The sequence below is a fragment of the Ensifer sp. 1H6 genome (genome assembly GCF_001976035.1).
In the GTDB taxonomy this organism is placed as follows: domain Bacteria; phylum Pseudomonadota; class Alphaproteobacteria; order Rhizobiales; family Rhizobiaceae; genus Ensifer; species Ensifer canadensis.
This window is the reverse complement of sequence record NZ_MOAI01000008.1, coordinates 96,937-110,904: the sequence shown is the minus strand read 5'-3', so window position 1 is coordinate 110,904 and position 13,968 is coordinate 96,937. Positions and strand designations below refer to the sequence as shown.

The following is a 13,968-nucleotide window of genomic DNA, read 5'->3' as shown; positions in this document are numbered from 1 at the left end:
CAATGGGGCGATCGTGTCATCGCGGCGCCACGGAATGGTAAACGGCAGCCCGCGAAAGGGAGGAAGCGCCGATAAAGCTTTGGGTAGGGTTATCCGTCGCTTTAGGAATCTGGTTTGTGAATGGTAAATGCGGAAGAGCACGATGAAACGGGGCTGGTAATGACGACCAAGGGCATAATGATTGGCGAAGACGGCCTTGGGCGTTGCGCCTGGCAGAGCAATCTCGATGACTACAGACGGTATCACGACGAGGAATGGGGGCGGCCGGTTACCGATGACCGGCGCCTCTTCGAGAAGATCTGTCTGGAGGGGTTTCAATCCGGCCTCTCCTGGCTGACGATCCTGCGCAAGCGCGAGGCCTTTCGCGCCGCCTTCGCCGGCTTCGACGTCGATGCGGTTGCCGCCTTCGGCGATGCTGACATCGAGCGCTGCCTTGGCAATACCGGCATCGTGCGCCATCGCGGCAAAATCGTCTCGACCATCAACAACGCCAAGCGCGCCCAGGAGCTTAAAGCCGAGTTTGGTTCGCTTGCTGCCTATTTCTGGTCGCACGAACCCGGCCCGGACGAGCGGCCGGCATTTGTCAGCTATGAAGCGATCGCCGCCAATCCGACGACTCCGACCTCGACGCTGATCTCCAAGGATCTGAAAAAGCGCGGCTGGACCTTCGTCGGCCCGACGACGATCTATGCCTTCATGCAGGCCATGGGGCTTGTCAACGACCACATCGAAGGCTGCCATTGCCGCGCGACGGTCGAGGACATGCGGCGGGCGCTGACGCGCCCGCAACCCTGAATTTGCATCTTTCCAGGAACGGCTTCAGCCACCGTTCTTGGCAAGCCAATCCTTCATCATCTGGATCTCGCCCTCCTGGGCCTTGATGATGTCTTCCGCCAGTTTGCGCAGTTGTTCGTCCTTGCCGTATTCGAGTTCGACCCTGGCCATGCCGATCGCGCCCTGATGATGGGCGATCATGCCCCGCACGAAGTCGACATCGGCGTTGCCGGTAAAGGCGATGTCCATGCCCTTGTGCATGCGGGCGTTGACCTCGGCGAAAGCCTTGCTGGAGGCGGAGGTGTCGCCGGCCGGCGCCGCCGCCTCAGCCGATCCGTGATGCATGCTGCTGCCGTGGTCCTGGGCCATAGCGGGAGCATAAAGTGACGCGATCAGGACTGAGGCTGCTATGATCGTTTTCAAAGACATGATGGTTTCCTTCTTCATCTCATTATCATCTCGCGCGACTGAGGCAGCGCCGTGCAATCGCCGAAATGTCGGCCGGTTGTTGCGGCCGGTCATATGGAATTTCGTTTCGTCAGCGCAGCCGATACACCCGAAGGTGAGCCACGATGACGGTCACACAAGCAGGAACGACTTGGGTGGTGGCGAGCGCGGCCCGATCGTGATCGCGTGCAATGCGGGATATGTCGCTGCCGCCAGACGCGACGATGTCGTGGTCGCCGGATCGAACATCAAGGCAATTGGCTCGATCGCGATGCAGGCCGAACAGGACGAAGGATGCGCCTGTTTTTTCGAGTGGTCCTTGCATGCCCGGATATCTTCGCAGGAGATCGCATGGCCAGCGTGAACGGCTTGCTTTTGCGACGAGTCATGGGCGGCGGTTTGTGCGGCACCGGCCGCCAGGTCCTGGGCCTGCAGCATCGCCGAAGGCGCGCCTGAGAACAGGGCTGCAACGAACAGGAGTATGACGGCGGCAAAACGCATGCCCTTTACTTAGGATGGCCCGTGGCAAAGAGAAGACGTGATCGGCACGCTGCCGGTCCGATCGTTGCCTTCGCGCACGCCTGGAGCCGCTTTGCGCCGTGCTAACCCTTGCCGCCCATGCCTCTATCCGATAGGGAAAGCTCGAAACCCGCTGACAGTCCGGAATGCTCCCCATGACCGAGAAACAAAAGAAACCGCAGAAGCTCAAGGCACGCCTTCCGCGTGGCTTTGTCGACCGTTCGGCCGCCGATATTCGCGCCACCGACGACATGATCGTCAAGATCCGCGAAGTCTATGAGCGTTATGGTTTCGATCCGGTCGAAACGCCGCTGTTCGAATACACCGATGCGCTTGGAAAATTCCTGCCCGACAGCGACCGCCCGAACGAGGGCGTGTTTTCGCTGACGGATGACGACGACCAGTGGATGTCGCTGCGCTACGACCTGACGGCGCCGCTTGCCCGTCACGTCGCCGAGAACTTCAACGAGATCCAGCTTCCCTTCCGCACCTATCGCGCCGGCTACGTTTTCCGCAACGAAAAGCCGGGCCCGGGTCGCTTCCGCCAGTTCATGCAGTTCGATGCCGATACGGTCGGTGCCGCCGGCGTCCAGGCGGATGCCGAAATGTGCATGATGATGGCCGACACGATGGAAGCGCTCGGCATCAAGCGCGGCGACTACGTGATCCGGGTCAACAACCGCAAGGTTCTTGATGGCGTCATGGAGGCGATTGGCCTCGGCGGCGACGACAAGGCGAATGCCCGCCTGACGGTGCTGCGCGCCATCGACAAGCTCGACAAGTTCGGTCCCGAAGGCGTGCGCCTGCTGCTCGGCGAAGGCCGCAAGGACGAGAGCGGCGACTTCACCAAGGGCGCCGGTCTGAACGGCGAGCAGATCGACAAGGTCCTGTTCTTCGTTGGCATCCAGGACTACGCCGAAAGTGCCGCCGAACTCGCAGCGCTCGTTGCCGGCACAGCCAAGGGCGGCGAGGGCGTCGAGGAACTCAACACCATCCGCAGCCTGGTCGTGAGCGCGGGCTACGAGGCCGATCGCATCAAGATCGACCCTTCGGTCGTTCGCGGTCTCGAATATTACACCGGCCCGGTTTTCGAGGCCGAGTTGCAGTTTGCCGTCACCAATGAGAAGGGCGAAAAGGTCGTCTTCGGTTCGGTCGGCGGCGGCGGACGTTACGATGGTCTCGTCTCGCGCTTCATGGGCCAGCCGGTGCCGGCCACCGGTTTCTCGATCGGTGTTTCGCGCCTGATGACCGCGCTCAAGAACCTTGGCAAGCTCGGCACGTCGGACGTCGTGGCACCGGTCGTCGTCTGCGTTATGGACCGTGACATCGACAGCATGGGCCACTACCAGCGCTTCGTGCAGCAGCTCCGCCATGCCGGCATTCGCGCCGAGATGTACCAGGGCAACAAGAAGAACTTCGGCGACCAGCTGAAATACGCCGACCGTCGCGGTGCGCCGCTCGCGATCATTCAGGGCGGCGACGAGCGCGCCGCCGGTCTGGTGCAGATCAAGGATCTGATCGAGGGCAAGCGCTTGTCGGGCGAAATCGAGGACAATGCGGCATGGCGCGAGGCGCGGGTGGCGCAGGTCTCCGTGCCCGCAGGCGACCTTGTCGAAAAGGTGCGTGAAATGCTCGCGGCACAGGCCGAGGACCGGGCAAGGGCAGGCTGACGGCGATGCCTCTGATCAACCTTCCCGCCTTCTCCGCAGATCTGCTTGCCGAGTTCGAAAGTCTCGGCACGCTTCGGGTCGACACACCGGTGATCCAACCGGCGGAGCCGTTTCTCGCCATGGCTGGCGAGGATCTTCGCCGCCGCATCTTCATGACCGAGAGTGAGACCGGAGAGAGCCTCTGTCTGCGGCCGGAATTCACCATCCCCGTCTGCCTTCGCCACATCGAAACGGCAACCGGCACGCCCAAGCGTTATGCCTATCTCGGCGAAGTGTTTCGTCAGCGCCGCGAAGGCGGCAACGAATTCTATCAGGCCGGCATCGAAGATCTCGGTGATACCGATATCGCCGCCTCCGACGCGCGTGCGGTCGGCAATGCCATGCGGGTGGTTGCCAATCGTCTTCCTGGCCGGCGCCTGGCGGTCACGCTCGGCGACCAGTCGGTCTTCGAAGCGGTCGTCGGTGCCTGTGGCCTGCCGGGCGGCTGGCAGAAGCGGCTGATCCATGCCTTCGGCGACCAGAAGCACCTGCAGAAGCTGCTTGCCGAGCTTGCCGATCCAAAGGCTGCCGGCGTCTTTGGCCCCGAGGTCGAGCGGCTGGCGATCGCCGGCATGCTCGATGACGAGGTGCGGCTTGTCGCCCATATCGGCGAAACCATGGAGCGACGGGCTACTCCACCAATGCCAGCCGCTCGCCGCAGGACATCGCCCGCCGCCTGAAGGAAAAGATGGAACTGGCGAATACCCGGCTCGATCCGGAAACGCTGGATCTCGTGCGTGAATTCCTGGCGCTCGACATGCCGCTTGCCGAAGCGCCTGCCGCACTCTTCCGCTTTGCCGAGAAGACCGGATTGACGCTCGATGGAGCGCTGGCGCGTTTTGACGCGCGCGTGGCGGCGCTTGCCGGCATCGGCGCCGATGTCGATGTCATTCGCTATCGTGCCGCCTTCGGCCGCCCGCTCGACTATTATACCGGCCTCGTCTTCGAAGTCGAAGTCGAGGGGACACCGGCGGTGCTTGCCGGTGGCGGGCGCTTCGACCGGCTCCTAACCCTGCTTGGCGCGCGCGAACATATTCCCGCCGTCGGCTTCTCGCTCTGGCTCGACCGGATCGAAGCGGCGATCGCCGCCAGCGGAGGTGCCGCATGACCATCACCATCGCATTGCCGTCCAAGGGGCGGATGAAGGACGACGCCTCGGCGATCTTCGAGCGCGCCGGCATGAAGATCGTCGCCGTCGGCAATGACCGCTCCTATCGCGGCCGTGTCGAAGGCTGGGACGATGTCGAGATCGCCTTCCTGTCGGCCTCGGAGATTTCGCGCGAGCTCGGCAACGGCTCGATCGATTTCGGCGTCACCGGAGAAGACCTTGTGCGCGAGGGGCTTGCCAATGCCGACGCTCGCGTCGAGTTCTGCGCCCGCCTCGGCTTCGGCCATGCCGATGTCGTCGTCGCCGTTCCGGAGATCTGGTACGACGTCGACACCATGGCCGACCTCGGCGACGTCGCCGCCGACTTCCGCGCCCGCCACGGGCGGCGGCTGGCGATTGCCACCAAATACTGGCGGCTGACGCAGAACCACTTTTCCGGCAGCCACGGCATCCAGCTCTACCACATCGTCGAAAGCCTCGGAGCGACCGAGGGTGCGCCGGCCTCCGGCTCTGCCGACATCATCGTCGACATCACCTCGACCGGTTCGACCCTGCATGCCAACCACCTGAAGACCCTTGCCGACGGCGTCATACTGCGGTCGGAGGCCTGCCTGGTGCGTGCACGCAAGCCGGCGCATGACGGCGACCCGATCGTCGGTCGCATTCTCTCGGCGGTGCGCGACGCGCTTTGAAACTTAAGAACCGCCGCTCAGGCGCTCTGCCGGGCGCAGCGCAGGTTGGTATCTGCGCGGCGCAAGCGGCGGGTGCCGTTCGCGCCATTCGTTTCGAGGAGCATTCCATGGCCGACCTTTCCGCCTTTCCGATCACCAAGCGCTGGCCTGCGAAGAACCCGGACATCGTCCCAGCTCTATTCCTTGCCGACGCCGAACGGCGTGAAGATCTCCATTGTGCTCGAAGAACTGGGATTGCCCTACGAGGCGCACCGGATCTCGTTCGACACCAACGACCAGAAATCGGCGGAATTCCTGTCGCTCAACCCCAATGGCCGCATTCCGGCGATCATCGATCCGCACGGCCCTGGCGGCAAGGCGATCGGGTTGTTCGAGTCTGGGGCGATCCTTCTCTATCTCGCGGAAAAGACAGGGAAACTTCTGCCTTCGGATGCGGCCGCGCGTTATGAAGCGATCTGCTGGGTGATGTTCCAGATGGGCGGCGTCGGCCCGATGCTCGGCCAGTTCGGTCACTTCTTCAAATTCGCTGCCGACAAGGTCGCCAACAACATCTATCCGGTGGAGCGCTACCGCGACGAATCGAAACGGCTGCTGGGCGTGCTGGAGGGGCGGCTCCAGGGGCGGTAATGGCTGATGGGCGATGAGTATACGATCGCCGACATCGCCACCTATCCCTGGGTCGAAGGTGCGCGCAAATTCTATGGCGGCGCCGATGTGCTCGACTACAAGAGCTTCCCGAATGTGATGGCCTGGGTCGACCGAGGACTGGCGCGTCCGGCAGCGCAAAAGGGCATGGAGATCCCGGCCAAGGGCTGACGATCGGCCGGCGTGGCCGTCGTTCGAGTTGACGAGGCTCGGGCGGAAAGGCTACGCCTTGTTGTACAAACGAATAAATGACGGGTGAGAGCGTGTCCGGAAAGCTTGTTGTTATCGGTGGCGGTCAGGCCGCCTTTGCGTTGGTCGCCAAACTGCGGGCGTTGAAGGACGAAAGACCGATCACCATCGTCGCGTCCGAGGCAAGCCTGCCCTATCAGCGTCCGCCACTTTCCAAGAAATACCTGCTTCGCGAGATGAGCCTTGATCGACTGCTTTATCGGGCGGAAGCCTGGTACGGCGAGCATGATGTCGACATCAGGCTGTCGACCACGGTGACGGATCTCGACCGAGATGCCAGCCGCGTGATGCTGAGCGACGGCACGTCGCTCGACTATGAGACGCTCGCGTTTGCAACCGGCGCCACCCCCCGTCGGTTGCCAGCCTCGGTCGGCGGCGATCTCGACGGCGTTTTCACCGTCCGCGACTTCAGGGATGCCGATCTGCTGGCTGAAGAGATGAAGCCGGGCAGGCGGGCGCTCGTCGTCGGCGGCGGCTATATCGGCCTTGAGGCCGCGGCCGTTGCACGAACGCTCGGGCTTGAGGTGACGGTCATCGAGATGGCCGACCGCATCCTGCAACGCGTCGCCTCCGCGGCGACGTCAGGCATCGTTCGAGAAATCCATCGATCGCGCGGTGTCGATATTCGCGAGGGAACAGGGCTCAACCGGCTGGTTGGCGAGAATGGCCGCGTTACCGGCGTCGAGCTTTCCGACGGGTCGGTGCTTCCGGTCGACCTCGTCATCGTCGGTATCGGCGTGACCGCCAACGACCACCTGGCGCACGACGCCGGTCTTGAAACCGCCGGCGGCATCGTCGTCGACAGCCACGGCCGCACCTCCGACCCGGCGATTTTCGCGATGGGCGATTGCGCCGTTCAGCCCTGGGGCAACATGCGCATCCGCCTCGAATCGGTTCAGAACGCCGTGGATCAGGCCGAGGCTGTTGCCGCCGTCATTGCCGGCGGTGTCGAGCCTTATGCGCCCAAGCCCTGGTTCTGGTCGGACCAGTACGATGTGAAGTTGCAGATCGCCGGCTTTGGCCTCGGCCACGACGAAACCATCGTTCGCCCCGGCCAGCGCGAGGGCAGCGTTTCGGTCTGGTATTTCCGCGAGGGCAAGCTTCTGGCCGTCGACGCGATCAACGACGCCAAGGCCTATGTCACCGGCAAGAAGCTGCTGGAGACGGGTATTCATCCGGACAGGGCCGTCATTGCCGATCCGCAATCGGATCTGAAGGCGCTTCTGGCCCAGGCTTAGAGCCTGTCGCGCAAAAGTGCGTAGCGGATTTGCGACATCGACAGGCGAAAACAGGGGCTTGAAGCGCACCAAGCGAATTCTACAGCGCCGCGCGTCTTATTAGACGCGCAAAGGTCGCTGTAGCACTTTGAATTGCTGCATGTTTTTATCCTTATATCGAAGACGATTTAAGGAAACATGCAGTAGAGACCCCGATGCGCTTTAGCGGTGTGACCGTCACAGCGTCATTGGGCCGCTTCGAAATCTTTAACTACAAGGCGTTGGCATTTCAGCCTTCGTTAAGGACGAAAGCAACGTCCTGTTTCGAAACGGACGTTGCGACCTGACTTTTCACAATTCCTTAAACGGCACGACGCCAACAGAAGCGATGAACCGGAAGTGGGCGTTCCATTTCCGGACCAGAAATTTCATTTAGGCGTTTGGCGATGTTCAAGGTTCTTACATGCCTCGTGGTCGAGCATGACCCAAAGCTGGTCGTGCTCGCCGCCCTCATCTGCTTCCTGTCGAGCTACGGTGCCGTGACCTTGCTTCAGCGAGGACGCGCATCCGCAGGCAAGGCGCGGGCGATATGGGCCGTGGCTGCCGGCATCGCCAGTGGCTTCGGCATCTGGGCGACCCACTTCATCGCCATGCTTGCCTACGACCCAGGCGTCGTGCTCGGCTATCAGATCGATCTGACGGCCCTGTCGCTTGCCGTCGCGGTCGTTCTGACGACGATGGCACTGCTGATTGCGACCTATGCGCAGGGACCTGTCGCCTGGATCGCCGGCGGCATCGTCCTCGGTTTCGGCGTCGCCTGCATGCACTTCCTCGGCATGGCGGCGCTCGATGTTCCAGGTACCATCCGCTGGGACTGGACGCTCGTCGTCGCCTCCGTCTTTGCCGGCTCCCTGTTCGATATCGGCGCCTTGCGGGCCATCACACACATCGATCGGCCGTTGAAAGCCAAAATTCTGGCGACGCTGTTCATGACGCTCGGTATCGTCGCCTTGCACTTCACGGCGATGGGTGCGGTGACGATCGAAGCCGATTTGCTGCTGCCGTCGCCCGAGGGGATGATACAGCCGCATTTTCTTGCTTTCGTCATCGCCGGAACCGCTTTCTTCCTGCTAACCATGGTCTTGCTTGCCGCAGGCTTTGCGCACCATGCCGAGCTTTCCGCCGCCGCCTCCGAGCGCGAATTCGCCCGCTTCGTGAAAAGCGTCAAGGACTACGCCATCTACATGCTCGACGCAAAAGGCCGCGTCGCGAGCTGGAATGCCGGAGCCGAAGCCAACAAGGGCTATACTGCCGACGAAATCGTCGGCAAGAGTTTCGGATGCTTCTATTCTCCCGAGGATCAGCGGGCAGGCGTACCGCAACAGGCGCTCGACGAAGCCTATGCCAACGGCAAGTTCGAGTGTGTAGGCTGGCGCTATCGCAGGGATGGCACGCGCTTCTGGGCGCATGTCGTGATCGACCCGTTCCTGCATGAGGATGGCACGCATGCGGGCTTCATCAAGATCGTCAAGGACATCACCAAGGAAAAGGTCGACGCCGACCGCATCGCCGAAGTGAGCAAGAATCTCGACATTGCGCTTGAGAACATGTCGCAGGGCATCTGCCTCTTCGACAGCGGCGACCGCCTGCTGCTATCCAACCGGCGCTGCCGCGAGATCTTCGGCTTCTCGGAGACGCTGGCCGGAAAGGGCCTGACGTTCCGCCAGATCCTCGACGAGGTTTTTGCCCGAACCTATTCCGATCCGGTCATCGCCCGGGCGAAATCGGAAGAACTCTATCAGAGGCACCGCGTCGACATGGTCGGCAAGGGCGGTGGCGACATCGTCGAAAAGCTGCCGAACGGTCGCTCGATCCTGACCAAGCACCGCACCCTCGCGGATGGCGGCTGGGTCAGCACCTACGAGGACATCACCGAGCGCCTGGACAGCGAGGAGCAGATTTCGTTCCTCGCTCGCCATGACAGCCTGACGGGCCTCCCGAACCGGCTGCAGTTCAGCAGCTATCTAGAGGAGGAACTCGATGCGGCCGCCTGGTTCTCGCGCAAGGTCGCGGTGATCGGTCTCGACCTCAATAAGTTCAAGGAAGTCAACGACCTGCATGGCCATGCTGCCGGCGATTTCGTGTTGGTGACGATTGCCCAGCGGATGAAGTCGCTGTTGCAGGAGGGCGAGTTCGTGGCCCGCTTCGGCGGCGACGAGTTCGCGGCCGTCAAGCGCTTCGAGGAATTGTCCGAACTCAACGACTTCCTCCGCCGCATCGAGAAAAGCCTGCATGAAGAAATGCGCTTCGGCGACTTCGAGTTGAAGTCCGGTGGCAGCATGGGTGTCGCGATCTATCCGCAGGACGCCGAGACGGCCGACACGCTGATCAACAATGCCGACCTTGCGATGTACCGCGCCAAGGCCGCGCTGAACCAGAGCGTCTGCTTCTACGAAGTGTCGATGGATGAGGCTGCACGCCAGCGCCGCAGCCTTGCCAACGATCTGTGGGATGCGATCGAGAAGAATCAGTTGGCGTTGCACTACCAGGTCCAGAAGTCGGTGATGTCAGGTGACGTCATCGGTTATGAGGTGCTTCTGCGCTGGCACCATCCCGAGCGCGGTATGGTGCCTCCGAACGAGTTCATTCCGCTGGCGGAAGAATGCGGCGCGATCCTGCCGATCGGCGAATGGGTTCTGCGCGAGGCCTGCCGCGAAGCCGCGGGCTGGCAGAGCACCCACAAGATCGCCGTCAATCTTTCGCCGGTGCAGCTTGCCAATGGTGACATCGTCAGCCTGGTCGAGGACGTGATTTCCGAGACCGGGCTCGACCCGAAGCGGCTGGAACTCGAAATCACGGAATCGACGATCATCGACGACAAGGAGCGCGCGCTCCTGACCCTTCGCCAGATCAAGGAGCTTGGGGTCACCATCGCGATCGACGACTTCGGCACCGGCTATTCGTCGCTCGAGACGCTGCGGTCCTTCCCGTTCGACAAGATCAAGCTCGACAAGAGCTTCATGTGGGAGGTGGAAGCAAGTCCGCAGGCAAAGGCGATCGTGCGCGCCATCCTCGCACTCGGGCAGAGCCTCTCGGTTCCTGTTCTCGCCGAAGGCGTCGAGACGCAGACGCAGCTCGATATCCTGCAGGCGGAAGGCTGTGACGAAGCGCAGGGTTACCTGCTCGGCAGACCAGCACCGATCTCAAGTCTCGCCATGGGCAAGGTGAAAGTGGCGGCCGCCTGACGGTCGCCGCCGCCTGCACGACACGGCGGCCCGGCAAACATCATTGAGGCTATTTCCAGGAAAAGTGCGATGCGATTTTCCACCAGGAAACGCGTAAAGACAACGAGCTGGAACGCTTTTGGGACTCTGTTTAAGCGCGGAAGCGCTCTGTAGGCGGGAATGCACCTACTGGCGCAGAAGCATCTTTCCCGCACCTTCGACAAGGAAGCGCGGGAAGAAGAAGATGCCGTGGATCGTACCGGAATAGCGTTCTTCGAGGCCCGAGGATTCGCCGATGCAGAACACCGGCTGCTTGTGGCCGGATTCGAGGCTGATCGTCGTCGAGAAGCAGAAGGACGAACACGTGGTTGCCGCCTGCTCAAAAAGCTCGAGCACGTGGTTGCGGTCGGCGAGGTCGTAGCAGCGCACGAAATTGAGCAGCCCGCATTCGCTCTCGTTGAGACCGTGGATCGCGGACGCCTTCTCGCCAAGCCGGAACAGGCCCGTCGACAGGTCGCCCGACCAACCTTCGGAAACGCAGAACTGTTCCAGGAATTCCTGATGCGGGAGACCGGAATGCATCTGTCCCGGAACACCGAGGGGAACTGAATTTGTTCTCGTGATCTTAAACACGGTCTACCCCAGCACGACCCCTGGCGAATGTCGTCTTCCCACCAGGCAGGCCCATCCCCAATATACAACCCTCGCCAGCCATCGACCCATAGCAGGAAGAACACGCACGATAGTCGTTTGCGTCTTTCTGTACGGAAAGGTCACGAAACTGTGACGTAGCTCGCCAAGCGAAATGATTTCGCAGGAAAGGCCGGCTTAATTTGCGATGAAATACTTATATGCTTTGCGTGATGTTCTCAAAGAGAGCTTGGACACACAGTTAATATGAAAAGTTTGAGCGATTTTTCGCTCGCTTTAGGCCCACCATCCAGTCTCTCGTGAATCTCTGTCCACTTGGGGCGGTGTTATAGTTCGTTTTTTCTCGACTTCAACGCTTTTTTAGTGCCGCCGCAGCTACCGGGTAATTTTTCCTGCGGACAGCTTTGACGTGCACGTTAGATGCAACCGCAGGATTATCGCAAAAACGAGAAAGGGCGACCCGAGGGTCGCCCTTTCCGATCCGAATGGATCATCGTGGATCTGCTTGAACAGGTCCGCGATAAGGCTGGCGCCCTATCACATCATGTCCATGCCGCCCGTTCAGCGCGCTTGACGCGCTGAACCGCTCTTAGTGCATGGGCAAAGCTTTATGGACAATGCTGCGATTGGGCTGGCGCCCTATCACATCATGTCCATGCCGCCCATGCGCCCATGCCGCCCGGCATCGCCGGCGAGTCCTTCTTCGGCAGTTCGGCGATCATGGCTTCCGTCGTAACGAGAAGGCCAGCAACCGAAGCCGCGTCCTGAAGGGCGGTGCGAACAACCTTGACCGGGTCGATGATGCCCATGGCAATCATGTCGCCATATTCGCCGGTCTGGGCGTTGTAGCCGAAGTTGTCCTGGTCCTTGTCGAGGATCTTGCCGACAACGATCGAAGCTTCGTCACCAGCGTTCTCAGCGATCTGGCGGGCCGGAGCCTGCAGAGCGCGACGAACGATGTTGATGCCGGCTTCCTGGTCGTCGTTCACACCCTTGACGGTGATCTTGACGGAAGAACGCAGCAGGGCAACGCCGCCGCCCGGTACGATGCCTTCCTGAACAGCAGCGCGCGTCGCGTTGAGAGCGTCGTCGATGCGGTCCTTCTTTTCCTTCACTTCAACTTCCGTCGAGCCGCCAACGCGGATTACGGCAACGCCGCCAGCGAGCTTGGCAAGACGTTCCTGCAGCTTTTCGCGGTCGTAGTCAGAAGTGGTTTCTTCGATCTGAGCCTTGATCTGCGAAACGCGGCCTTCGATGTCGCTCTTCTGGCCAGCACCGTCGACGATCGTGGTGTTTTCCTTGGAGATCGAAACCTTCTTCGCACGGCCGAGCATGTCGAGCGTGACGTTTTCGAGCTTGATGCCGAGGTCTTCGGAGATCACGGTACCACCGGTCAGGATGGCGATGTCTTCGAGCATGGCCTTGCGGCGATCGCCGAAGCCCGGAGCCTTGACGGCAGCGATCTTCAGGCCGCCACGCAGCTTGTTGACGACGAGCGTAGCAAGAGCTTCGCCTTCGACGTCTTCAGCGATGATGAGGAGCGGCTTGCCGGTCTGAACGACAGCTTCGAGAACCGGGAGCATGGCCTGGAGGTTCGAGAGCTTCTTCTCGTGGAGGAGAACGAAGACGTCGTCGAGGTCAGCGACCATCTTTTCCGGGTTGGTGACGAAGTAGGGGCTGAGGTAGCCACGGTCGAACTGCATGCCTTCGACGACTTCGAGTTCGGTTTCGGCGGTCTTGGCTTCTTCAACCGTGATGACGCCTTCGTTGCCGACCTTCTGCATCGCTTCTGCGATGTCGAGGCCGATCTGACGCTCGCCGTTTGCCGAGATCGTGCCGACCTGTGCGACTTCTTCCGAAGTGTTGATCTTCTTGGCCTTGGCCTGGAGATCCTTGACGACTTCGGTGACAGCGAGGTCGATGCCGCGCTTCAGGTCCATCGGGTTCATGCCGGCAGCAACAGCCTTGGCGCCTTCGCGAACGATCGCCTGGGCCAGAACGGTTGCAGTCGTGGTGCCGTCGCCGGCGATGTCGTTGGTCTTCGAAGCAACTTCGCGGACCATCTGGGCGCCCATGTTTTCGAACTTGTCTTCAAGTTCGATTTCCTTGGCAACTGATACGCCGTCCTTGGTGATGCGCGGAGCGCCGAAGGACTTGTCGATGATGACGTTACGGCCCTTCGGGCCGAGCGTGACCTTTACGGCGTCAGCGAGGATATCGACGCCACGCAGCATCTTTTCGCGCGCGGTGCGGCCGAATTTGATTTCTTTTGCAGCCATTTGAGAAAACTCCCGGGCTCATTGCCCATTGGTTGTCATGAAAAGGTGTGGACGACGGCAGATCAGCCGATGATGCCCATGATGTCGGCTTCCTTCATGATGAGAAGGTCTTCGCCGTTGATCTTGACTTCGGTGCCCGACCACTTGCCGAACAGAACGCGGTCGCCAGCCTTGACGTCGAGAGCAACAACCTTGCCGCTTTCGTCACGGGCGCCCGAGCCAACAGCGACGATTTCGCCTTCCTGCGGCTTTTCCTTAGCGGTGTCCGGAATGATGATGCCGCCCTTGGTCTTTTCCTCAGACTCGACGCGGCGGACGACAACGCGGTCGTGCAGCGGGCGAAAATTGGTGCTTGCCATTAGTCTAATCCCTCGATCAAATGACACTACGGATCGCTCAACGACCCGATGGATGGGTGTTAGCACTCTCTTTTGTCGAGTGCTAGCGAGGCCGA

9 protein-coding genes and 3 pseudogenes are annotated in these 13,968 nt (G+C 61.2%); 7 read left to right on the top strand and 5 right to left on the bottom strand.

The features are described 5' to 3' along the window. Positions 1–159: 159 nt before the first annotated feature. On the top strand, positions 160–795 hold the full coding sequence (locus BKP54_RS11895) for a DNA-3-methyladenine glycosylase I (RefSeq protein ID WP_025426048.1): 636 nt from the start codon (positions 160–162) through the stop codon (positions 793–795). 24 nt (positions 796–819) lie between these two features. Here the strand turns inward: BKP54_RS11895 and BKP54_RS11890 are convergent, their stop codons facing one another. Further along, a complete protein-coding gene (locus BKP54_RS11890) occupies positions 820–1,203 on the bottom strand; it encodes a DUF305 domain-containing protein (RefSeq protein ID WP_025426049.1) in 384 nt (127 codons plus the stop codon). Positions 1,204–1,353: 150 nt separating this feature from the next. Next, positions 1,354–1,722, bottom strand: coding sequence for a hypothetical protein (locus BKP54_RS11885; protein ID WP_025426050.1), 369 nt, complete (start codon positions 1,720–1,722; stop codon positions 1,354–1,356). Between the two features lie 173 nt (positions 1,723–1,895). Between BKP54_RS11885 and hisS the strand changes: the two genes are divergently transcribed. The 6 genes and pseudogenes from hisS to BKP54_RS11850 all read left to right on the top strand — a co-directional run bounded on the left by hisS (position 1,896) and on the right by BKP54_RS11850 (position 10,605). Further along, positions 1,896–3,410 (top strand): histidine--tRNA ligase, encoded by a 1,515-nt coding sequence (hisS, locus tag BKP54_RS11880; protein ID WP_025426051.1) that lies wholly within the window; start codon positions 1,896–1,898, stop codon positions 3,408–3,410. A 5-nt stretch (positions 3,411–3,415) separates the two neighbouring features. After that, a pseudogene (locus BKP54_RS11875) lies at positions 3,416–4,557 on the top strand (ATP phosphoribosyltransferase regulatory subunit). Further along, the gene (gene hisG / locus BKP54_RS11870; protein WP_025426053.1) at positions 4,554–5,249 is read left to right on the top strand and encodes an ATP phosphoribosyltransferase; all 696 of its coding nucleotides are present in this window, start codon (positions 4,554–4,556) and stop codon (positions 5,247–5,249) included. Before BKP54_RS11875 ends, hisG begins: the two are co-directional and overlap by 4 nt. 107 nt (positions 5,250–5,356) lie before the next feature. After that, positions 5,357–6,065: pseudogene (locus BKP54_RS11865) on the top strand (glutathione binding-like protein). Between the two features lie 77 nt (positions 6,066–6,142). Then, complete coding sequence (locus tag BKP54_RS11860) at positions 6,143–7,381, top strand: FAD-dependent oxidoreductase (RefSeq protein WP_038575919.1); 1,239 nt, start codon at positions 6,143–6,145, stop codon at positions 7,379–7,381. A 425-nt stretch (positions 7,382–7,806) separates the two neighbouring features. After that, positions 7,807–10,605 (top strand): EAL domain-containing protein, encoded by a 2,799-nt coding sequence (locus tag BKP54_RS11850; protein ID WP_025426055.1) that lies wholly within the window; start codon positions 7,807–7,809, stop codon positions 10,603–10,605. 165 nt (positions 10,606–10,770) lie between these two features. Here BKP54_RS11850 and BKP54_RS11845 read toward each other — a convergent pair whose 3' ends face one another. The 3 genes and pseudogenes from BKP54_RS11845 to groES all read right to left on the bottom strand — a co-directional run bounded on the left by BKP54_RS11845 (position 10,771) and on the right by groES (position 13,873). Continuing rightward, positions 10,771–11,217, bottom strand: a complete 447-nt coding sequence (locus BKP54_RS11845) for a hypothetical protein (RefSeq protein WP_025426056.1) — start codon at positions 11,215–11,217, stop codon at positions 10,771–10,773. Between the two features lie 660 nt (positions 11,218–11,877). Then, positions 11,878–13,514, bottom strand: a pseudogene (gene groL, locus BKP54_RS11840) (chaperonin GroEL). A 62-nt stretch (positions 13,515–13,576) separates the two neighbouring features. Continuing rightward, the gene (gene groES / locus BKP54_RS11835; protein WP_004675403.1) at positions 13,577–13,873 is read right to left on the bottom strand and encodes a co-chaperone GroES; all 297 of its coding nucleotides are present in this window, start codon (positions 13,871–13,873) and stop codon (positions 13,577–13,579) included. Positions 13,874–13,968 lie beyond the last annotated feature (95 nt).